This is a genomic window from Vibrio navarrensis (assembly GCF_000764325.1).
GTDB classification, from domain to species: Bacteria; Pseudomonadota; Gammaproteobacteria; order Enterobacterales; family Vibrionaceae; genus Vibrio; species Vibrio navarrensis.
Genome location: NZ_JMCG01000001.1, coordinates 925,829 through 946,680, shown reverse-complemented (window position 1 = coordinate 946,680; position 20,852 = coordinate 925,829). Strand labels below are relative to the sequence as shown.

Genomic DNA, 20,852 nt, shown 5'->3' with positions numbered 1-20,852 from the left:
TTACACCACAACCGCTAGGTTGGCCAAAAACTCCGCCACATTGGGCGCAAGCACTTCTCTTTTGTCGGTGCCGAGCCTTTCTAAGATCACGTTACCAGTGAGATTACAAATGGAAATCACGTCCAACTCGGCATCGGTCACGGCAATAAACACCGTCGGTTTGAGTTTCAGACGGCGCTGCGTCACCAAATGACCTAAGATATTCTCCTGCAAACGGCTGAAGTCCTCTTCACTCCACACTTGCAGCAGCGTCAGCTCATTACCTTGCCAAGTGGCGTTCATATCCGCCGCATACTGACTGCCGTAAAAGGCTTTGATGTCATCGTGCAACGTGAGCTCGATCGCCCGTTCGACATTGGCAAAATCGGCCGCCTCATCCAAAGCAACAGGCTGCCACCACACTTGATGTTCGGTTTTTCGTTGGATGCATGGAGAGTCGAGATCAACCAGATCGTCACTGCATGGCAGCTCATTATGTGTCTGTTGCCAGCACAGCTGAAAACGCTGGCTGAATTCGGCAAGCGCTTGTGAGACTGGATTCGTCATGAAAACTCCTAGTTATCCCGAGTTGCAAGATGGCTTTTAAGCGATGGATTCAGTAAAATTCCCGCCATTCTAATCGAAAATGACCACAAGTATGAGCAAATATTCTGACGCCAAAGAGCTGGCTGGGCTGACTTTGGGTAAAAAAACCGAATACGCCACGCAATACGACGCAAGTTTACTTCAACCTGTTCCGCGCAGCCTCAATCGCGACGATCTGCAACTGGGTGCGAACTTGCCGTTCGTCGGTCACGACATCTGGACGCTGTACGAACTCTCTTGGCTCAACAGCAAAGGCTTGCCACAAGTCGCGGTGGGCGAAGTGTATATTCCGGCCACCAGCCCCAACTTGATTGAGTCAAAATCCTTTAAGCTCTACCTTAACAGCTATAACCAGACTCGCTTTGCCACTTGGCAAGCGGTGGTTGAACGCTTAACAAGCGATTTATCCTCTTGCGCTGGCGAGCCTGTAACGGTGGAGGTCAATCCACTTAGCCATTACACACAACAACCGATTGTGACCATGGCGGGCGAATGCATCGACGATCAAGATATTGAGATCGAGCGCTACGATTTCGACCAATCTCTGCTGCAAGATGCTGCGGGAGAGACGGTGGTGCAAGAAACGCTGCACAGCCATCTGTTGAAATCGAACTGCTTGATCACCAATCAGCCCGATTGGGGCAGCGTGGAAATTGCTTATCACGGCAAACAGATTGATCGCGAAAAGCTGCTGCGCTATCTGGTCTCATTCCGTGAGCACAATGAATTTCATGAGCAGTGTGTTGAGCGTATTTTTACCGACATCATGAAGTATTGTGCGCCACAGAGCCTCACTGTGTACGCGCGTTACACCCGCCGAGGCGGTTTGGACATCAATCCTTACCGCTCCACGCAACAAGCAAAACCTGCGCACAACCAGCGTATGGCTCGTCAGTAACGATATCGCGTTGAGGGATTAAACATGGTGCGTTGGCAACGCCTAATTGGCATTTTGGCTCTGTTTTTTAGCGTGCAGTTGCACGCTACCGTGCTCTCTTCGGTCTTATTGACCGAAGCAGAGCAGTTGGTGGACATCGAGCCAGCGCAAGCAAAGAAGATAGTGCAAAATTATCTGACACAGCGCGAACTCACCAACAACCAAGACAAAAGCCCTTCCGCGATTTCCCGCGACGACACCGACCGTACGCTGCGCACGCCAAGTGGCAGCGTTGAAGCGTATAAAATCCTCGCCAGAGCGGAATTTGCTTTAGGCAACACCCGCTCAGCGCTGGTGCAGCTCAATACCGCGGAGCAGCTGACTAAAACCTTTCAGCTGCCTTATCTCAATTTGGATGTAAAGTTGCTGCGAACTCAATTGCTGTGGCAATTTGATAAAGACTACCTCAAAGCCAAACGCGCGTTAGACGAAATCAGCGGCCAGTTGGAGCTCGCCAGCACCTCTTTACAGATGACCGATAGCGTCAAGTACCGCTTGTTGATGCAACAAGCACTGCTCGCATCACAGCAAAATGATTTGCCGCAAGCAGAGCGCTACTACGGCGAAGCGCAAGAGCTGATTAAAAACAGTCGCTCTGAAAATACTCTGATTGATTACCACATCGCCGTCGGTGAGTTTTATCTCTCTCATCAAAAGTACAACTTAGCCTTGTCGGAACTGCTGTTTGGCTATTGGAAAGCGATTGAAGGCAACAAAAGCGCGCGACTCGCCAAAGTGAATCGCTTGCTGGCACAACTCTTTGAAGAGCGCCGCGTGCTCGACAAAGCGCTGGAATACCTTTCGCAAGCGGCCGATTTTTATGATGGCTATCCCAATTCGCCTATCCTCGCGCAAGTGATGGAGAGAATGGGCAACATCTATTTTCGCCAAGGCAAGTACAATCTGGCGCTAGTGCACTACTTTAACGTGCTGGATCACGACAGCTCAACACGCGACGTACAGCAAGTGGTTAGCATTCGGCTAAGTCTCGCGGCAACCTACCTGCAACTTTATAACTATCCGTTGGCGGAGCAATATCTGGAACGCGCGCTTGAAGTGTTGGAATTTGCCGATATCCCGAAACTCAAAGCGCAAGCGGCGCTGCTCAAATCCGGCTTGGCCTTCTATCAAAACGACAGCCAAGGGGTCATCGCCAACGCCAACAAAGCACTGGATATCACCGCGAGCGCCGCAGAAGAACATTTGGCGATCCGGCAACAAGCCTATCAATTACTATCGCTGGGCTACGAACAAGGCAAACAGTTTGATTTGGCGCTAGAGAGCCTGAAACACTACAACCAGTTAGTGAGTATTGAACAGAAAAAACTCAATCAAATCAGTGAAGATGCGTTTCGTCAGCAAAAAGAGTTCGCCGAACAAACCATTCACTACACAGGCCAAGCTGAACAGCTCGAAAAAATCACCATCGAGCACGCCAAGTTCCAGAAAATCGCCTTTGCACTGTTTTTGCTCTCACTGGTGCTGTTTTTACTCCTGATGAGACGAGGCGTGCTACTGCAGCGGCAAACAACGCAGATCGAACAGCTCACCGCCGATCTCTATACCCATTCGCGCTCCAAACTGCGTAACTTGCGCATGCTCAACGCGAAACTGTCCAACTCGCTGCGTAAAACCAATCAAACCTTTGAGCAGTGGCAACTCGGGGAACTGATCCACGAACCGCTGAATGACCGTTTACGTTTCGTGATGATAGACCTACCCTTCCTGCGCAGCATGTATGTACAGCACGGGTACAAAGCGGGCTTGGAGCTCGAACGGGCATTTGGCGCGTTTCTCAGTGACAAAATCAGCAAGCCTTCCCGCTTGTACCATTTTTCCGACGCCAATCTGCTCTATATCGAGCCCAACACGGAACGTCATTATTCGGCCGAAGACATTTTCGCCAAAGTGCAAGCTTGGGTCGATGAGTTTGCTGCCGCGCACCACATCAATCGCACTGTGCGCATGGGCATGGCAGATTACCCATTCTTACCTCGTGCCTACACGGCAATCAATGACCAAGAGTTGCTTGACCTGCTGCTGCTCGCCACGCACTTAGCACGCGAAGTGAGCTTGTTGGATAAGTGCAGCCACTATGTTTACCTCAAGGCCATCGACAACGCGCCCGCGGCGAGCCTTGCATCCGGTAACATAAGGGATGCGGCGCAACAAGCGATCCATCAAGGGTTGATCAAAATGCACTCGTCTTACCAGAATGAGGACAACCTCAAAAATTTATTAAAAAATGGCTAAATCTCGCACGCTTAAACCGCCAAATAGATGACGCTATAATGTTTTTTGTTATTATCAGGTCCATCGTTAAGTAGTACATGGACTGTGTTGTCGTTCACAATGGGCATTTTGGAATCGGATATTCAAGCGCAACTGCATCAGTTAAGTTGTCAATTAGACCAACTCAGGCTGACACATCGTGACACATCACTCAAATTCAAACGCGAACAGCTTGTTCTCAAGCGAATTGTGACTTCGCTGAGTGCCGCCTGTCAGGTGTCTGATGCTACACTGAGTCAAAATTTACAGGCTATCCAGCGCGAGCTGGAACAACAAAAAGATATCAGTCGTTTGCTCCCGCGCTTGGTAGTGCTGGAAAGAATGCTGAGACAACGAACCGTGGCTATGGATAAACAGACCAGTTTTCTTGACGAGCAATTAAAGCACAGTGGCGAAACCCTGCAACGCGTAGCGGGCTTGCCCGCGCAACTCAAACGCGAACTGCGCAACCTGATGGGGTTTAGCCATGGCCAAGGACGCAATGTCGATCACGCGGTCAAGCTGCTCAATATCTATGAACGCGCGTTAAAAATCATCACCTCCAACTCTCGGTTCAACTTTAATGAGCAAAACAGCCTCGACAGAAATCAGTTGGACTGCTTAGCCACAGAGCTGCAAAACGCAATTACCGAGTTAGACTTTGAAGGTGAGTCGGGCGATTTGCTGCTCGATATCCGCACTAAGCTGTTACTCGGTGTCTCAGCAGAAGCGTTGATCGAACTCACTTTGCAGGTTTTGAAATTGGTCATTGAAGGGACCCATTTCGAGCGCAAAGCGTCAGAGCAGTTTCTCGAACAGCTCAACGCTTCACTTGCTGCCAATCTAAAAACCTCCCATCAGAATGTCGATCAAAGCCAAACTTATTTTGAGCAGCGCCAGCAATTTAATAAAGAGCTAGGCAAATTGGTGGCCAAAAGTCGCTTTTCGGTCGATAGCGCCACCGAACTTGAGCAGCTCAAAGCCACGGTTTCACCACTTCTGGCGCAGATTGAATCACTTTCGCAGCGCTTGAGCCTCGCTGAAGAAAAAGAGCAGGTGCTGCAAGAGCGGTTGCAATATGGACAACATCAGCTTGAAGCGGTATTTGAAGTCACTCAAGATTATCGCCGCCGCTTGGAGGATCAGGCGCAGCGTATGCTGCTCGATCCACTCACCAAAGTGTATAACCGCACGGCGTTTAATGACCGTTTGGAGCTGGAATATCGACGTTGGATCCGCGCGCAACACAACTTACGAGTCGTGCTGCTCGACATCGATAGCTTTAAAGCGATTAACGACAGCTACGGCTACACCGCCGGCGACAAAGCGCTGAAAATCATTGCACGCACCATCCGTAAAGTCGCCGCAGACACCGATACGGTTGCCCGCTTTGGTGGCGAAGAGTTTATTCTGCTGATTCCCGAGCAAACCGATGAATACGCGCTGAACTTGGTGAAAAAAATCCAAAGCGAAATCAGCAAACTGCCGTTTAAGTTTCGCGAGCAACAGATCACCATCACACTCAGTGCGGTTTCCACCGCGTTTGGTGAAGCGGATAACCCAGAATATGTCGTAGATCGCTTAGGCACCATGCTCAAAGAGAGTAAACAACGCGGCTTGAATCAGCTCTACTGGCGCTGAACAATTGCACAAAAATGCAGCAGACGAACCTAACATCTCCGTCAGGTTCTGATTTTTCAACTAGTTATCACGTTTCTTTTCCACCATCCTTTGCTAAGCTAACAAAACTGCCATTAATTTTGTGCCACAGAGCATGGCTCTGTGGCAGCAATCCAGCCTGCACTCTCATTCGCCAATTTCTACAGCGACGTTATCTACAGGGCTCGGATTGCCACTATTAACCACGATGCTAATAACCACAACGCTAAGCAAGGAGGCCTTATGATTACTCATATCAGCCCTGCAGGAAGTATGGATCTGCTCTCTCAGCTGGAAGTTGAGCGCCTAAAAAAAACCGCCTCTAGCGAACTGTACCAACTGTACCGCAACTGTACACTAGCGGTACTCAACTCCGGTAGCCACACCGACAACTCCAAAGAGCTGCTGGACAAATATCAGTCCTTTGATGTCAACGTGGTGCGCCGTGAGCGTGGCATTAAGTTGGAACTGACCAACCCGCCAGAGCACGCTTTTGTCGATGGCGAGATCATCAAGGGCATTCAAGAGCACCTGTTTGCCGTGCTACGTGACATCGTTTATGTCAACATGCATTTGGCCGACAGCCAGCGCTTGAATCTGACCAACGCCACGCACATCACCAACCTGGTGTTCGCGATTTTGCGCAACGCAGGCGCACTGATCCCCGGCATAGAGCCGAACCTTGTGGTGTGTTGGGGGGGACACTCTATCAACCCAACAGAATATCAATACACGCGTGAAGTCGGCAGCGAACTCGGGCTGCGTGAGCTGAACATCTGTACGGGTTGTGGGCCGGGTGCGATGGAAGGGCCAATGAAAGGCGCGGCCATTGGTCATGCCAAGCAGCGCTACGCCCATCAACGCTACCTCGGCTTGACTGAGCCATCGATCATTGCTGCTGAGCCGCCAAACCCAATTGTCAATGAACTGGTGATCATGCCAGACATTGAAAAACGGTTGGAAGCGTTTGTGCGCATGGCTCACGGCATCATCATCTTCCCCGGTGGTCCGGGCACCGCCGAAGAGCTGCTTTATATCCTCGGTATCATGATGCATCCGGAAAACGCCACACAGCCGATGCCGATCGTCTTGACAGGCCCGAAAGAGAGTGAAGCCTACTTCCGTTCAATCGATGCCTTTATCGGCGATACCTTAGGCGAAGAAGGGCGTAAGCACTACCAAATCATCATTGACAACCCCGCGGAAGTAGCGCGAGTCATGAAACAGGCGATGAGTAAAGTGCGTCAGCATCGTAAAGACACCGGCGACGCTTACAGCTACAACTGGTCTCTCAAAATTGAACCTGAGTTCCAGTTGCCGTTTGAGCCGACCCACGATTCGATGGCGAGCTTAGATTTGCATCTGAATCAAAAGCCGCAAGTGCTGGCCGCCAATCTGCGTCGAGCTTTCTCTGGGATTGTGGCGGGTAACGTCAAGGCGGAAGGCATTCGCGAAATCGAACGTAAAGGGCCTTTCGTGATTGATGGCGATCCGGTTTTAATGAAAAAGATGGACAAACTGCTGCGAGATTTCGTCTCGCAACATCGTATGAAATTGCCCGGTGGCAGCGCTTATGTGCCTTGCTACAAAATCGCACCAAGCTCAAACGGTGGTCGATAGCGCAGGGATTTTCCGTTACACTCAGGGGCCATTGGCCCCTTTTCTTTTTGCAGTATTTTGTTATGGCTATTCATCTTGTTATCATCGATGCGCTCAACCTTATCCGCCGGGTCCACTCCGCTCAGCCCGATCCGAACGACATCGCCAATACCATCACCAATACTGGCAGAACACTGCAACGGATTATCCGTGAAGCGCAACCCACCCATATTGTCGCCGTGTTTGACCACCTAGGCACTGACCGAGGCTGGCGCGCCAAAATCTTGCCTGAATACAAGCAAGGACGCAAACCCATGCCAGAACCCTTGCTGCGGGGGCTAGAAAAAATTCAAGACGCTTGGTGGCAAATGGGTATTGACTCTTTGCTTTCCGAAGGGGATGAAGCCGACGATCTGGTGGCAACACTGGCGCAAAAAGTCGCCAGTCACGGCGAAAAAGTAACGATCATCTCTACCGATAAAGGCTATTGCCAACTGCTTTCTCCCACCCTGCAAATCCGTGATTACTTTCAGCATCGCTGGTTAGATGAGCCATTTATTGCCAACGAGTTTGGTGTCAAACCGACACAGCTCGCCGACTATTGGGGCTTGGCGGGCATCAGCTCAAGCCAAGTGCCCGGCATTCCCGGTATTGGCCCGAAGGCAGCCAAAGAGATACTCACACAGTTTGATGACATAGAACAAGCCAATCAAAGTGATGCGCTGCCCGCTAAATACCGGAAAAAGTTTGACCTGCATATTGATCAAGCGCGCCGCTGCAAACAGGTCTCCGCGTTAAAAACCGATATTGAACTTGGCTTTAATCTGCAAGATCTGCGCTTTAGCACCTCGCCTTCATCGCAATAGAGCTCGGCTAGTAAGCCCAACTCGCCCATTTCCCCCTGTAAATTGGCCTCCTATGCTTACCTCTTATACAGCGTGGTGATCGCGAGCGCATGGCTACAAAGTCATCTTAAATTCCGCTTTCAACAACGCTTATGAGAGATGTCGACTACATCGAACTCATGATTTAATTTTAAAGCCATTAGAACAAAGAAACGCTCCGAGGAGCGTTTCTGTTTTAGCTGCGTTAATGCGGCGAAATATTGGATAAACACTGCACGTGTACGGTGATCTCTTCACGGTCGTGATAAAGGTGTTTGGCTTGCAATCTGAATTTCACCTTGTTCTCAATCAGGAACATTTTCAGGTTTTCAATATCTTGCAACACCTCGTCGTAGCGACCTTTCATTGGCAATTTAAGATTAAAGATCGCTTCTTTAGCCCAACCTTTGAGGATCCACTGCCCCATTAAGTGAGCAACACGCGCTGGCTTTTCTACCATGTCGCACACCAACCAAGTGACGTTCTTACGATCGGGCTCAAACTTAAAGCCATCGACCATGTGATGACGGATCTGGCCGGTTTCCGTTAAGCTTTCTGCCATCATGCCGTTATCCACGCAGTGAACAAACATCGAACGCTTGACCAGTTGATAAGTCCAACCGCCCGGACACGCACCGAGATCGACTGCCCACATCCCCGAAGCTAAGCGGGTATCCCACTCTTCGCGAGGAATAAAGACGTGAAACGCCTCTTCCAACTTCAGGGTTGAGCGACTTGGCGCATCGGCGGGAAACTTCAGACGAGGGATGCCCATAAAGAAGCGCGAATTGTTATCCGAGTAGGAATACCCAACAAAGCAGTGCCCTGAGGCCACAAAGCAAACGTGCAACACAGGCTTTTTCGCATGCTCTTTCGTCATAAGGAAACCTTTTCCGCGCAAGGCCTGACGCATTGGCACCGTGAACTTACGACAAAACTTCAGCAGCTCTTTCGCTTCATTGGTGTCTGGCGTTTCGATACGCAGCTCACCACACATGGGGAAGCTATCGACTTCCTCAAGCTGAGATAAAATCGGGCTAATGCGATCCTCGGCAGGCAGTTCGGTAAACTCCGCTGCGACAGCAAACATCTGCCTTGCAAAGATCAACGCGTTGAAATCCAACTCACGAGCCAGCCTGTCGGCATCGCCTGCTTGGTAGCACTCAAACAGCACGTATCCTGCGTTTTTAAACACGCGTGGAAAGCCATAAACCTCTAGCTGAGTCGCTTTATCTTGAATCTCACCGGCGCACTCTTTCTCAAAGCCGGGGCGACAATAGAGCATTAACTGTTTCACTTAGATACCTCGTTCGTTTTCAAAGCCGCGAGCATAAACACCAGCCAGCCGACCATAAACATCAATCCACCCAGTGGCGTTACAGGGCCAAACCATTTTATCCCCGTCAACGCTAACGCGTATAAGCTGCCACTAAAGCAAAAGATGCCGATGATAAAGCAAATCGCGGCGATGAAAAAATAGTTTTGCGCTTTACTTGGCAACGCGCTGCGAAGCAGCAGTGCGCACAGTGCAATCGCCAAGGTGTGCCAGAACTGATACGTCACTCCGGTTTCAAACACCTCGAGCAAATAGGGCGCTAAGCTGCTTTTCAAACCGTGCGCGGCAAAAGCCCCCAACGCCACCGCTGTCGCGGCAGAAGCGCCAACAAAGGCGAGTAACCACTTACTTCTCATTTTGCATTCCTTGAATAAAGGCGGTTAACTGCACAACCGCCGTATTGATATTGTCCTGCTCACTCAGCCCTGAGCGTTTTCTCGGCTTAAAGCTGTGGTCACCATCGGGTAAAAACCGCATCTGCACCGCCGGAGAAAGCGGATACTCAGCGCACTCGCTTTGAGTGCCAAACGTGTCTCTTTCGCCTTGCAGGATCAGCGTGGGTTTAGTTATCACCGCAAGGTGTTCACCTTTGAACTTTTCCGCGTTACCCGGAGGATGAAACGGAAAACCGAGGCAGGCGATGGCGCTGACCAGTGGATGGTCGCCAAGCAGGCTGGCCATACGACCGCCCATCGACTTGCCGCCAATCACTACCGGAACCGATGTAACCGATTCAATCACGTCAACAAACGCTTCGAGCAGTTTCGGCGCACGATCTGGCGGCCGCTTTTTACCATCTTGCGCACGCTTGTCCATGTAGGGAAAATTAAAACGGATCACACGAATGCCATTGGCGGCCAACCCTTGCGCCACAAGGGTCATGAAGGCGTGATCCATCGGCGCGCCTGCACCATGGGCAAAAATAAACACTGGCCCATCTTCAGGACCATCAACCATGTAGGGCAGACTCATCCAACACCTCTTCTTGTTCTTTACGTGCGGTTGCTAACATCCAATCGCGGAACGTGGCGATGCGTCCCATCTCCGCCTGCTGATCATGACAAACCACATAAAAGGCATTCTTAGAGAGCAAGATTTCATCAAACGGGGCAATCAAGCGCCCGGCTTCCATTTCTGGCCGCGCCAACACGTTGTTGCCGAGCGCGACTCCTTGGCCGTGCGCTGCCGCCTGCAACACCATGGTGGAGTGGCTGAAGATCGGCCCTTGATTGACATTCACCTCATCTAAACCGTTTTCTTTGGCAAACTGTTTCCAGTCTTTTCTCGAGGTGTCATGCAGTAGGGTGTGATGTTTCAAGTCACTTAGAGATTCTAATGGTTTGTTGCTCAAAAGTAACGAAGGTGAACAGAGCGGGATCAGATACTCCTGATAGAGTTTGTCGGCACGCAGCCCGGGCCAATATCCGGCTCCATAGTAAATCGCCACATCAACGTCGTCGGTCAAAGAGCCTTCATCCATATCCACAGCTTTTATCCGGACATCGATATCGGGCTGCTGCGTGTTAAAATCGGCTAAGCGCGGCACCAACCATTGAATGGCAAAACTCGGCGGCAGACTGATGGTCAAAGCCCCTTTTTCGCTACGTTCCAGCACTTTATCGGTCGCTTCGGATAAGGCAGTAAAAATGTCTTTGATGTCGAGAAAATAGCTCTGCCCTTCTTCGGTGAGCAGCAAAGAGCGATTACGGCGACGAAATAACTTTAAGGAGAGAAACTCTTCTAATGCTTTAATCTGGTGACTGACGGCGGCTTGAGTAACAAAAAGCTCCTCCGCAGCGCGGGTGAAACTGAGGTGTCTGGCGGCGGCTTCGAACACGCGAAGCGAGTTCAGTGGCGGTAATCTACGTGACATACAACTTACTTACCATTAGTTTTTTTAATCTGAAACATTATAAATTGTCCGTTGTGGAACAGCCAGAGAAATTCTATATTTCACCCCGCAACGCTGGCCTGAACGGCTTGATTCTCTTTAGAATCAATTGGCTTAGTTGTTGCGATGTTGTGTTTGCAAACTCGTATTTCGAGTTAGGTAGATTTCTACCATGATGTTTTGTCTCACTCCCTGTGACAAAACATATACTTCCTGTATTTATTTTTGACCTGTCTGTCAAATTTGTTACACCGCCTATATTCGGCGGTGTTTTTTTATCTGTCGAAAACACCTTTACCCCGTTAAAACTAACAAGTAATAAAAAACTACAGGCAAGAAAAAATCCGAGTGACAACACTCGGATTTCATGGGCTTTGATAGATTCTCAGCGAACTATGGGCGATACACTTTCACGTTCTTAAAGCCTTGTTCTTGCAAATACAGCGCTTGCAAACGGCTCATCACCCCACGCGCACAATAGAGCAGGTAGGTTTTCGATTGGTCTAAGTCACCAAACTGAGTGCTGAGCTTGTAAAACGGAATGTGCTTAACCTCGATACCTTCGATTTCCAGAGGGTTATCATCCTCTTCATCCGGACTGCGGATATCAAGCACAACGGCATGTTCTTCAATCGCTTGAACTTGCTCAACTTCCGGCGCAGCCTGCTCAGACTCTTTGGCAATGTCGCGAATATCCATCTGACGGGCATTGCGCACCACTTGCTCGAGAATCGCAAAATCGAAGTTGGCTTCTTCTGCTTCCAGCTTCTCTTTCACCGCTTTAACGGTCGGTTTTTTCGAGATCACACCACAGTATTCAGGCATGGTCTTGGCAAAATCTTCGGTGCCAATGTCACGCGCCAGTTTGATGATCTCATCTTTGTCCCAGTTAATCAGAGGGCGCAAAATCAAACGGTCGGTCACGTTATCGATATGACGCAAGTTGGTCAGGGTTTGGCTCGACACCTGCCCCAGCGCTTCCCCCGTCACCAAAGCTTGAATGTCAAACTTCTCCGCAACCATGCCCGCTGCGCGCATAAACATACGCTTGAGTACCACACCCATCTGACCATCTTCGACTTTCTCTAAGATTTCGCCCACCACAGGCTCAAAATCGACCGAGATAAAACGCACCTTGGCTGAGGAACCGTATTTGTTCCACAGGTAGTGAGCGACTTGCTTCACGCCAATCTCATGAGCCGGGCCGCCGAGATTGAAGAAGCAGTAATGCACTTTTGAACCGCGCTTGATGTGCAGATAGCTCGATACACCTGAGTCGAAACCGCCAGAGATCAGGCTGAGAACATCTTCCTGAGTGCCGAGAGGGAAACCGCCCAGCCCTTTGTAATGCGCGAGGATCTGATTGAGCTTATCGTCAATCACTTCAACTTTGATGGTCACTTCTGGGTTATGCAGCTTGACCGATGCACTCGCAACGGCTTGGTTTAAACCACCACCGACATAACGCTCAAGTTCAATCGAAGTGAAATCGTGTTTGCCACGGCGCTTAGCGCGCACCACAAAAGTTTTGTTTTCAATGCGCTCGCGATTGAGCTCCAACACCTGCTCATAGATATGATGCAGGTCGTTAAAGTCAGATTGCTGCACTTCCAATATCTGTTGGATGCCCGGCGTGCTGGTGAGAATTTCCAACACTTGCTGACGATATTGGTCACTGTTCGCGGCCACTTCGATGTGGTCGCGACGGTTAAATACAGCCACAGATTCAGTGCGATTCTGAATAATGATACGGATGTTGCTCTCAAGAATCTTGGTAAAGCGCTTACGTACCGATTCACTCTTTACAAAAATTTCTGGATGGGGCTTTACAATAAATTTCATAGTTCGATTCGCAATCTGTTGGCTATCAAAGAACACCCGCGTTGCTGCGAAGGTGTCGGCGTTAGGGCGCAAGATTATACACGAATTATACCCATAAAAAAGGCGAGCATTGCTGCTCGCCTAGGTGATTACTGGTGGTTATTGAGGAACCGCTGGTATTTCATCGCTATAGAGTGGCTCCCCTTGCATGATGCTGATCTCTACCCGACGGTTCTTCGCTCGGTTTTCGTCAGTGTCATTGGCAACCAATGGCTCAGTATCTGCCATTCCCCGCACACGCAAGCGTTGATGGGAGAAACCACGCACCTTTTCCATCTCTTGCGCCACCGACACCGCACGCTGCGCAGAGAGATCCCAGTTAGAACGGTACAGTTCCGAATCCAACGGCAAACTGTCGGTATGGCCAGAAATGCGCACTATGCCCGGCACATCTTTAACCAATTCGGCAATTTGCCTTACCAACGGGCGAAACTTGGGTTGCAAGAATGCAGAACCTTCAGGGAAGGCGCCTTTTTCTCGCATACGAATGACAATTTGCTGGCCAAGGTTCTCTAGCTCGATCGCGCCCTGCTCTATCTCTCGCTGCAATGCTTTCTTAATGCTTTCCATCACCGTTTCCATCTCTTGCGACATGGACTCGGCTTGCTGCTGCTGGCGTTCTTCCTGAGTATTTTGATTGCTTTGCGTCGAGGTTTCCGGCGACTGACCGCCGGTCAGTTTTCCTTCATCGCGCTTCGTACCGCCCGCGCGATCCGATTCACCATCGTGAAACTCCAACGTCTGTTGGGTAATATCGATCGTCTGTTGCATGATGATGTCAATTGGCGTTGGCTCGGGTCGCCCAGGGCGAAACTCTTGGGCAATAATGCTGGTGCCTTTGGGAATGTCTTTCACCTCAAGACGGTTTTGTACCCCAAAAGCAAATTTCATCGAACCTGCGATCTGCTTAAACTTAAGTACATCCATCTCAGAAAACGACAGCAGCAACACGAAGAAACACATCAGCAATGACATCAAGTCAGCGAATGTTCCCATCCATAACGGCAAGCCGGGAGGGGGACATTTACACTTCTCTTCATCGTCCATCACTCACTCCCGTGATTACTCGTTAATGTCGAGAGCACGCTTACTCTCATTGAGATAATTTTTCAGATAGCCGTCAATCACTCGTGGGTTTTGCCCATCTTGAATCGCGAGTACGCCGTCCATAATCAGGCGGCGATTGAGCGTCTCTTGGTCACGGCGCAGCGCCAGTTTGTCAGCAATAGGGAAAAACACCATGTTAGACAAGATTGCTCCGTACAAGGTCGTTAAAAGCGCAACCGCCATCGCAGGGCCGATCGACTTAGGGTCATCCATGTTAGATAGCATCGCCACCAGACCAACCAGTGTACCGATCATGCCCATCGCCGGGGCAACGTCACCAAAGGCGCGAAATACCCCCGTTCCTTGGGTGTGACGTTCATCGGTCAGCGCAATGTCTTTTTGCAATGCAGCTCGGACCACATCGGCATCATGACCATCCACGAGCAAATCGATTCCTTTTTGCATAAAACTGTTGGAGATTTCCATCTCTTCCAGAGCGAGGAAGCCGCCTTTTCGCGCCGCGTCTGCCATTTCAACAATTTTGGCAATCAAATCCTCCGGCTCATCGGCCTTAAACATAAAAGCTTTGCCAGCGATTTTGGCCGCGCCGAAAAACTGCCCCATTGTGAACTTCATCAACACAACAAAAACCGATCCACCGACAACAATCAGGATGGAGGTCACATCGACGAACATCATGATGCTGCCGCCAAGAATCATCGCCATGACAACGAACGCAAGGCCACCAATCAAACCTAAAAGGGTTGCTAAATCCACAAAGCACTCCTCATGCTATTTATGTTTTTACTGCTGTGGGAAAAAACAGATTATTTCTTTTATCGACAACGATTAAGCTTCTTTTAGTAAAAACTTGGCTATTGAATCACAAAAAAGGCGGTAAGCGGCAAAATCTCCGTCAACCACCACGCTTCACGACTAAAGCAAGTGTACGACGATAGCCTATTTACTGCCATCGGCTTGAGCAAGTTTACTGCCATTTGTTAGGAGTGGAAGCTTGTTTTTGTTCTCGCTCGATTTCTCTATAATAGTTGCCCTCAATTTCAGATAAATTTCCCTGCTTAAATTTGACCAAGCAAGCACGCTAAGGTAACTTTCGGGCATTCTTTACAAGGCAGAAACAGTATGGCGACGAAGAAACCAGAAAACATGTCCTTCGAGGCAACCATCGAAGAGCTGGACGGTTTGGTAGATCAACTGGAAAACGGTGATTTGACCTTAGACGATGCGCTGAAAAAATTTGAGCGTGGGATAGCGCTCGCCAGAGCCAGCCAAGCGAAACTCAGCGAAGCAGAACAACGTGTCAGCATTCTTCTTAGCGAAGATGATCAAGCGCCGCTGAGCGATTTCACTATTCCGTCAGAGTAATTTTTTGCATGAATAATTCTATAGTTGACGTATTGACGTCGTATCAAAAGCGCAATAATGAACAACTCAATCATTGGTTGGACGGTTTGCCGCACCAAAACCAGGCGCTGATCCAGGCGATGCGGTACGGTCTCGTTTTGGGTGGCAAACGCGCTCGCCCCTTTCTGGTTTACATTACTGGCGAGATGCTCGGCTGCGCGCCACAAGATCTTGATACGCCCGCTTGCGCCATTGAGTGTATTCATGCCTATTCTCTGATCCATGATGATCTCCCGGCCATGGACGACGATGAGCTGCGCCGCGGCCAGCCAACCTGCCATATTAAGTTTGACGAAGCGACCGCCATTCTCACCGGCGATGCGCTGCAAACTCTGGCCTTCTCCATTCTTGCTGAAGGGACCTTGTCTGCACAAGGCGAGTCGCAGCGCGTACGTATGGTTCAAGCACTCGCAGAAGCCTCCGGCGCTCAAGGCATGTGTGTTGGACAAGCGCTCGATCTGGCTGCGGAAAACCGCTTGGTCAGCCTAGAAGAGCTGGAAGAGATCCATCGCAATAAAACTGGCGCTCTGATGCGCTGCGCAGTTCGGCTTGGCGCGCTCGCCGCGGGAGAAAAAGGGCGTGACATTCTGCCGCAACTAGACCAATACGCCGCCGCCGTTGGCCTCGCGTTTCAAGTGCAAGATGACATTTTGGACATCATCAGTGACACCGAAACGCTCGGAAAACCGCAAGGTTCCGACCAAGAGCTCAACAAAAGTACCTATCCTGCCTTGCTTGGTTTAGACGGCGCTATTGAGAAAGCTCACACTCTGTTACAGGAAGCACTTCAAGCTTTAGATGCAATCCCATACAATACCCAATTACTCGAAGAGTTCGCCCGATACGTCGTCGAGCGCAAGAACTAAACTATAAGCGCGCATATTTATGACTCTTGATATTTCAAAGTACCCAACACTGGCACTGGCAGAAGACCCTCAGGAGCTGCGTCTGCTCCCTAAAGAGACACTGCCAACGCTGTGCGATGAGCTGCGTACCTATCTGCTTAACTCCGTCAGTCAGTCAAGCGGCCACTTAGCCTCCGGTCTTGGCACAGTCGAACTCACAGTCGCTCTGCATTACGTCTACAACACACCCTTTGATCAGTTGATCTGGGATGTGGGCCACCAAGCCTATCCGCACAAAATTCTTACTGGCCGCCGTGAGCAAATGTCCACGATTCGACAAAAAGGCGGTTTGCATCCGTTTCCTTGGCGCGAAGAGAGTGAGTACGACACCCTGTCTGTCGGCCACTCTTCCACCTCCATCAGCGCTGCGTTGGGAATGGCCATCTGCGCGGAAAAAGAGGGGCAAAATCGCAAAGTCGTGAGCGTGATTGGCGATGGCGCCATTACCGCGGGCATGGCTTTTGAAGCGATGAACCACGCAGGTGATGTGCACGCGGATATGTTAGTGATCCTCAATGACAATGAGATGTCGATTTCTGAAAATGTTGGTGCACTCAACAACCATCTAGCGCGTCTCCTGTCTGGCAATTTTTACACCTCGATTCGTGAAGGCGGTAAGAAGGTCCTCTCTGGCGTGCCTCCAATTAAGGAGCTGGTGCGCCGCACTGAAGAGCACCTCAAAGGCATGGTTGTGCCGGGCACGCTGTTTGAAGAGTTGGGCTTTAACTACATCGGCCCGATTGACGGCCATGACGTCACGGAACTGGTGAAAACACTGAAAAACATGCGTGAGCTAAAAGGCCCGCAGTTTTTGCATGTGATGACCAAAAAAGGCAAGGGCTACGAGCCAGCTGAGAAAGATCCGATCGGTTATCACGGCGTACCTAAGTTTGATCCCGCACGCACCAGTTTGCCCAAAAGCAGCGGCGGCAAGCCGAGCTTTTCGAATATCTTCGGTGATTTCCTTTGTGATACGGCGGCGCAGGATCCCAAGTTAATGGCGATCACTCCGGCCATGCGTGAAGGCTCTGGCATGGTGCGTTTCTCCAAAGAGTACCCAGAGCAATATTTCGATGTGGCGATTGCCGAACAGCACGCTGTGACGCTGGCAACCGGCATGGCAATTGGCGGTTACAAGCCTATCGTCGCCATCTATTCGACCTTCTTGCAACGTGGCTATGATCAGTTGATTCATGATGTGGCCATTATGAACTTGCCAGTGATGTTTGCTATCGACCGCGCGGGATTGGTCGGTGCGGATGGTCAAACTCACCAAGGTGCATTCGACTTGAGTTACCTGCGCTGCATTCCCAACATGGTGATCATGGCGCCAAGTGATGAGAACGAATGCCGCCAAATGCTCTACACTGGCCACCAGCATAACGGTCCGAGCGCAGTACGTTATCCTCGCGGCAGTGGCATGGGCACACCGATTGAAGAGGCGTTTACCACCCTCGAAATTGGCAAAGGCCGCCTCATCCGAACGGGTGAGAAAGTGGCGATTCTCAGCTTCGGCACCTTCTTGGCAAATGCCCTCCAAGCAGCCGATAACCTTAACGCGACCGTCGCGGACATGCGTTTTGTTAAACCGCTTGATGAAGCGCTGATCCGCCAACTGGTTGCCACACACGATGTGATTGTCACCGTGGAAGAAAATGCCATCGCTGGCGGTGCTGGTGCCGGTGTAGTGGAATTTTTGATGCAGGAAAAACTCATCAAACCTGTACTCAATCTCGGTCTGCCGGATAAGTTTATTCCTCAAGGGACCCAAGAAGAGCTGCATCAAGAGCTAGGACTAGATGCCAATGGTATTGAGCAGGCGATTTTGGCTTATCTAGCTAAATAGTTCGCTCCTAGCAATGAAAAAGGGTTGGCTCAATTTGCCAACCCTTTTTGTTTTCCAACACTCACATTGCCATACCTAACGCCGCTTAACTTAACCAGCCTGCGTAGTATCCCACCAAGTAGAGAGCCACCGCTGACATTACGCCCGCCACAATGTCATCGAGCATAATCCCTAAGCCGCCATGTACTCGTTTATCCAGCCAGCCAATGGGCCACGGCTTAACCATGTCGAAAAAGCGAAACAGCACAAAACCGCTCACCAGCCATTGCCATTCACTCAACGGAATATTGAGCGCAGGCACAATCAGCATAGTGATCCAAAAACCGGCAAATTCATCCCACACTATCGAACCGTGATCGTGCACGCCCATATCCGCCGAGGTCACTTGACAGATTTTTATTCCCACCACACACGCTAGCAGTACAACCAATAGATAGATGGGTAATGGCAGGTAAGCCATCAGAAGGAAAAAGGGCACGGAAGCCAGCGTCCCCATGGTACCGGGGACCACTGGCGACAAACCACTACCAAAACCGGTGGCCAGCAAATGCCAAGGATTACTCAATGAGAGCTTCGCCAACGGGTTACTCATTTGCTTTGCCCCTTAAAGTGGTCAAAACCGCTGAGTTGCCAATCCAACTTAGTGCCGTTGTCATGCAGCTCAAAAAAGCCTTGCGGGCGAATTTGTCCAATGCAGGTGACTTTGCAACCAACATGCGCCAGCGAACTTTCTAACGAGCCGCGACTCTCTTCTGGGACGGTGAAACAGAGTTCGTACTCTTCGCCGCTGGTGAGCGCATATTGCTGCGCCGTTTCTCGATCATCGAGAAATGAAAGCAGCTCAGGGGAGATAGGCAGTTTCGAGACGTCGATGCTCACGCCGACGCCTGAGCGCTGCAGAATATGGCCCAGATCCGCAACCAGACCATCGGAAATATCAATCGCCGCCGATGCCAGCCCCACCAAGGCTTGTCCGGCCAAAATGCGCGGCATGCTCAGGTAATGCGCCTTCTCCAGTGCTAAAGCCGCAGGACGGCTGCGCTGCGCGCTATTGAGAATCACATCAAGCCCCGCTTTGGCATCCCCCAAGGTGCCCGTCACAAACACGTAGTCCCCCGGTTTCGCGCCACTGCGCTTGAGCGCTTTTCCTTCGGGAACGTAACCTTGCACCGTCAGGGTTAAACTCAGTGGCCCTTTGGTGGTATCACCGCCAATCAGCTGGATGCCAAAATAGTCGGCTAGCTTGAAGAACGCATCACAAAAAGGCGCAAGCCAAGTTTCGTCTGGTTCTGGCATGGTTAACGCCAAAGAGACCCACGCAGGTGTCGCGCCCATGGCCGCCAAATCACTGATATTCGACGCCAGCGCCTTGTGCGCCACCCAAGCCGGATCGGCTTCGGGTAAAAAATGAGTACCGCAAACTAGGGTATCGGTGCTGATAGCGAGTTGCACATTGGCGAGCGGTTTTACCAGAGCACAGTCGTCTCCAGCGGCAAGGTAAACATCTTTACGTTGTGCCTGACGGCCAACGAAGTATTTTTCAATCAGATTAAATTCGCCTGAGATCAAAATCCTTTCCTTTGTATAAAAAAGGTCAGCGAGTGCTGACCTTTTCTGTAGAACGCTTGTTACTTTTTGCGAACATGCGGTGCGGCTTTATCCAGCACACCGTTGACGAATTTGTGGCTATCTTCTGCCGCAAACACTTTCGCTAGTTCAATCGCTTCGTTGATGACCACTTTGTAAGGGACATCTTCACGGCGCGTCATTTCGTACATTGCCAGACGGAGCAATGCCAGCTCCATCATATCCAGATCCTGCATAGGGCGTGAAACGTAAGGACGAATCTTGCTATCCAGTTCCGCGTGACTCAATACAACACCGGTCAACAAGTCACGGAAGTATGCAACGTCAGTTTCAGGAGCAGCCAAGGCAGGCTCAGCAGCGCGATGTTCTTCTTCATCGTACTTTTCACCTGACAAAAATTGCTCTTCGATTGTGGCAACATTTTCTTTAGTAATTTGCCATGAGTAAATTGCTTGTAAAGCGAATTGACGTGCATTACGACGTGCGGCTGGTTTCACACTGGCCCCCATTAGGAATCGATTTCAGAAAGAACGTTGATCATCTCAAGCGCGCTCAGTGCAGCCTCTGCACCTTTGTTACCAGCCTTGGTTCCTGCGCGTTCAATAGCTTGATCGATCGTATCAACAGTCAAGACACCAAATGCGACTGGAATGCTAAATTCCATCGACACTTGTGCCAGACCTTTATTCATTTCACTACAAACATAGTCAAAATGCGGCGTGCCACCACGGATAACTGTGCCCAGAGAAACAATCGCATCATACTTGCCAGTTTTAGCAACACGTTGAGCAACCAGAGGAAGTTCAACTGCACCAGGGCAACGTACGACAGTGATGTTGTCATCGCTAACTTGTCCGTGACGCTTTAAAGTATCGATGGCACCAGACAATAAACTTTCGTTAATAAAACTGTTGAAACGAGAAATAACGATAGCAATTTTTGCGTTTGGCGCGGGGAAGCCACCCTCGATCACTTTCATAAGCCTTCCTTTAACTATGT

Annotated in this window: 20 protein-coding genes; 8 read left to right on the top strand and 12 right to left on the bottom strand. The window is 50.3% G+C overall.

All coding sequences use genetic code 11. The annotated features are described in order from the left end of the window. A complete protein-coding gene (gene syd, locus EA26_RS04190) occupies window positions 1-546 on the bottom strand; it encodes a SecY-interacting protein (RefSeq protein ID WP_039424472.1) in 546 nt (181 codons plus the stop codon). A gap of 91 nt (window positions 547-637) precedes the next feature. Between syd and queF the strand changes: the two genes are divergently transcribed. From queF to xni, 5 genes are all read left to right on the top strand, one after another. Continuing rightward, window positions 638-1,483: an NADPH-dependent 7-cyano-7-deazaguanine reductase QueF gene (gene queF / locus EA26_RS04185; RefSeq protein ID WP_039424469.1), complete on the top strand. Its 846-nt coding sequence runs from the start codon at window positions 638-640 to the stop codon at window positions 1,481-1,483. A gap of 27 nt (window positions 1,484-1,510) precedes the next feature. Then, window positions 1,511-3,775 carry a tetratricopeptide repeat protein gene (locus EA26_RS04180; protein WP_081947124.1) on the top strand — a complete coding sequence of 755 codons (2,265 nt, stop codon included), beginning with the start codon at window positions 1,511-1,513 and terminating at the stop codon, window positions 3,773-3,775. Window positions 3,776-3,874: 99 nt separating this feature from the next. Beyond that, window positions 3,875-5,434, top strand: coding sequence for a GGDEF domain-containing protein (locus tag EA26_RS04175; protein ID WP_039424463.1), 1,560 nt, complete (start codon window positions 3,875-3,877; stop codon window positions 5,432-5,434). A 261-nt stretch (window positions 5,435-5,695) separates the two neighbouring features. Then, the gene (gene ppnN / locus EA26_RS04170; protein ID WP_039424459.1) at window positions 5,696-7,072 is read left to right on the top strand and encodes a nucleotide 5'-monophosphate nucleosidase PpnN; all 1,377 of its coding nucleotides are present in this window, start codon (window positions 5,696-5,698) and stop codon (window positions 7,070-7,072) included. A gap of 62 nt (window positions 7,073-7,134) precedes the next feature. Beyond that, window positions 7,135-7,917, top strand: a complete 783-nt coding sequence (gene xni / locus EA26_RS04165) for a flap endonuclease Xni (protein ID WP_039424456.1) — start codon at window positions 7,135-7,137, stop codon at window positions 7,915-7,917. A 223-nt stretch (window positions 7,918-8,140) separates the two neighbouring features. Here xni and rlmM read toward each other — a convergent pair whose 3' ends face one another. The 7 genes from rlmM to pomA all read right to left on the bottom strand — a co-directional run bounded on the left by rlmM (window position 8,141) and on the right by pomA (window position 14,867). Next, window positions 8,141-9,232, bottom strand: coding sequence for a 23S rRNA (cytidine(2498)-2'-O)-methyltransferase RlmM (gene rlmM, locus EA26_RS04160; RefSeq protein ID WP_039424453.1), 1,092 nt, complete (start codon window positions 9,230-9,232; stop codon window positions 8,141-8,143). Next, window positions 9,229-9,627, bottom strand: a complete 399-nt coding sequence (locus EA26_RS04155; RefSeq protein ID WP_039424450.1) for a DUF423 domain-containing protein — start codon at window positions 9,625-9,627, stop codon at window positions 9,229-9,231. Before EA26_RS04155 ends, rlmM begins: the two co-directional genes overlap by 4 nt. Further along, entirely contained in the window at window positions 9,617-10,243 is a 627-nt protein-coding gene (locus EA26_RS04150) for an alpha/beta fold hydrolase (RefSeq protein ID WP_039424446.1), read from the bottom strand. The genes EA26_RS04155 and EA26_RS04150 overlap by 11 nt, the downstream gene beginning before the upstream one ends. After that, window positions 10,221-11,144 carry a transcriptional regulator GcvA gene (locus EA26_RS04145; protein WP_039424444.1) on the bottom strand — a complete coding sequence of 308 codons (924 nt, stop codon included), beginning with the start codon at window positions 11,142-11,144 and terminating at the stop codon, window positions 10,221-10,223. Before EA26_RS04145 ends, EA26_RS04150 begins: the two co-directional genes overlap by 23 nt. Window positions 11,145-11,555: 411 nt before the next feature. Beyond that, a complete protein-coding gene (gene thiI / locus EA26_RS04140) occupies window positions 11,556-13,004 on the bottom strand; it encodes a tRNA uracil 4-sulfurtransferase ThiI (RefSeq protein WP_039424443.1) in 1,449 nt (482 codons plus the stop codon). Window positions 13,005-13,142: 138 nt separating this feature from the next. After that, window positions 13,143-14,090, bottom strand: coding sequence for a flagellar motor protein MotB (locus EA26_RS04135; protein WP_039424440.1), 948 nt, complete (start codon window positions 14,088-14,090; stop codon window positions 13,143-13,145). A gap of 15 nt (window positions 14,091-14,105) precedes the next feature. Further along, window positions 14,106-14,867: a flagellar motor protein PomA gene (gene pomA, locus EA26_RS04130; protein ID WP_039424439.1), complete on the bottom strand. Its 762-nt coding sequence runs from the start codon at window positions 14,865-14,867 to the stop codon at window positions 14,106-14,108. 366 nt (window positions 14,868-15,233) lie between these two features. Here pomA and xseB point away from each other — a divergent pair, with 366 nt between their 5' ends. From xseB to dxs, 3 genes are read left to right on the top strand one after another with little or no spacing between them, the layout of a single operon-like run. Beyond that, on the top strand, window positions 15,234-15,476 hold the full coding sequence (xseB, locus tag EA26_RS04125) for an exodeoxyribonuclease VII small subunit (RefSeq protein ID WP_039424437.1): 243 nt from the start codon (window positions 15,234-15,236) through the stop codon (window positions 15,474-15,476). Window positions 15,477-15,484: 8 nt separating this feature from the next. Beyond that, the gene (gene ispA / locus EA26_RS04120; RefSeq protein WP_226978280.1) at window positions 15,485-16,381 is read left to right on the top strand and encodes a (2E,6E)-farnesyl diphosphate synthase; all 897 of its coding nucleotides are present in this window, start codon (window positions 15,485-15,487) and stop codon (window positions 16,379-16,381) included. 19 nt (window positions 16,382-16,400) lie between these two features. After that, on the top strand, window positions 16,401-18,266 hold the full coding sequence (dxs, locus tag EA26_RS04115; protein ID WP_039424434.1) for a 1-deoxy-D-xylulose-5-phosphate synthase: 1,866 nt from the start codon (window positions 16,401-16,403) through the stop codon (window positions 18,264-18,266). 85 nt (window positions 18,267-18,351) lie between these two features. Here dxs and pgpA read toward each other — a convergent pair whose 3' ends face one another. From pgpA to ribH, 4 genes are all read right to left on the bottom strand, one after another. Next, a complete protein-coding gene (gene pgpA, locus EA26_RS04110) occupies window positions 18,352-18,858 on the bottom strand; it encodes a phosphatidylglycerophosphatase A (RefSeq protein WP_039424432.1) in 507 nt (168 codons plus the stop codon). Further along, window positions 18,855-19,832 (bottom strand): thiamine-phosphate kinase, encoded by a 978-nt coding sequence (gene thiL, locus EA26_RS04105; RefSeq protein WP_039428751.1) that lies wholly within the window; start codon window positions 19,830-19,832, stop codon window positions 18,855-18,857. The genes pgpA and thiL overlap by 4 nt, the downstream gene beginning before the upstream one ends. Window positions 19,833-19,894: 62 nt before the next feature. Beyond that, a complete protein-coding gene (gene nusB / locus EA26_RS04100; RefSeq protein WP_039424429.1) occupies window positions 19,895-20,362 on the bottom strand; it encodes a transcription antitermination factor NusB in 468 nt (155 codons plus the stop codon). After that, window positions 20,362-20,832, bottom strand: coding sequence for a 6,7-dimethyl-8-ribityllumazine synthase (gene ribH / locus EA26_RS04095; protein WP_039424426.1), 471 nt, complete (start codon window positions 20,830-20,832; stop codon window positions 20,362-20,364). The genes nusB and ribH overlap by 1 nt, the downstream gene beginning before the upstream one ends. Window positions 20,833-20,852: the final 20 nt, after the last annotated feature.

Bases quoted from the DNA above. Each gene is read 5' to 3' on its own strand.
- syd (WP_039424472.1), bottom strand. From the start codon at position 546: ATGACGAATCCAGTCTCACAAGCGCTTGCCGAATTCAGCCAGCGTTTT.
- queF (WP_039424469.1), top strand. From the start codon at position 638: ATGAGCAAATATTCTGACGCCAAAGAGCTGGCTGGGCTGACTTTGGGT.
- nusB (WP_039424429.1), bottom strand. From the start codon at position 20,362: ATGGGGGCCAGTGTGAAACCAGCCGCACGTCGTAATGCACGTCAATTC.
- ribH (WP_039424426.1), bottom strand. From the start codon at position 20,832: ATGAAAGTGATCGAGGGTGGCTTCCCCGCGCCAAACGCAAAAATTGCT.
- xseB (WP_039424437.1), top strand. From the start codon at position 15,234: ATGGCGACGAAGAAACCAGAAAACATGTCCTTCGAGGCAACCATCGAA.
- thiI (WP_039424443.1), bottom strand. From the start codon at position 13,004: ATGAAATTTATTGTAAAGCCCCATCCAGAAATTTTTGTAAAGAGTGAA.
- EA26_RS04135 (WP_039424440.1), bottom strand. From the start codon at position 14,090: ATGGACGATGAAGAGAAGTGTAAATGTCCCCCTCCCGGCTTGCCGTTA.
- ispA (WP_226978280.1), top strand. From the start codon at position 15,485: ATGAATAATTCTATAGTTGACGTATTGACGTCGTATCAAAAGCGCAAT.
- dxs (WP_039424434.1), top strand. From the start codon at position 16,401: ATGACTCTTGATATTTCAAAGTACCCAACACTGGCACTGGCAGAAGAC.
- EA26_RS04150 (WP_039424446.1), bottom strand. From the start codon at position 10,243: ATGAGTCTGCCCTACATGGTTGATGGTCCTGAAGATGGGCCAGTGTTT.
- pgpA (WP_039424432.1), bottom strand. From the start codon at position 18,858: ATGAGTAACCCGTTGGCGAAGCTCTCATTGAGTAATCCTTGGCATTTG.
- EA26_RS04155 (WP_039424450.1), bottom strand. From the start codon at position 9,627: ATGAGAAGTAAGTGGTTACTCGCCTTTGTTGGCGCTTCTGCCGCGACA.
- EA26_RS04145 (WP_039424444.1), bottom strand. From the start codon at position 11,144: ATGTCACGTAGATTACCGCCACTGAACTCGCTTCGCGTGTTCGAAGCC.
- EA26_RS04175 (WP_039424463.1), top strand. From the start codon at position 3,875: ATGGGCATTTTGGAATCGGATATTCAAGCGCAACTGCATCAGTTAAGT.
- ppnN (WP_039424459.1), top strand. From the start codon at position 5,696: ATGATTACTCATATCAGCCCTGCAGGAAGTATGGATCTGCTCTCTCAG.
- xni (WP_039424456.1), top strand. From the start codon at position 7,135: ATGGCTATTCATCTTGTTATCATCGATGCGCTCAACCTTATCCGCCGG.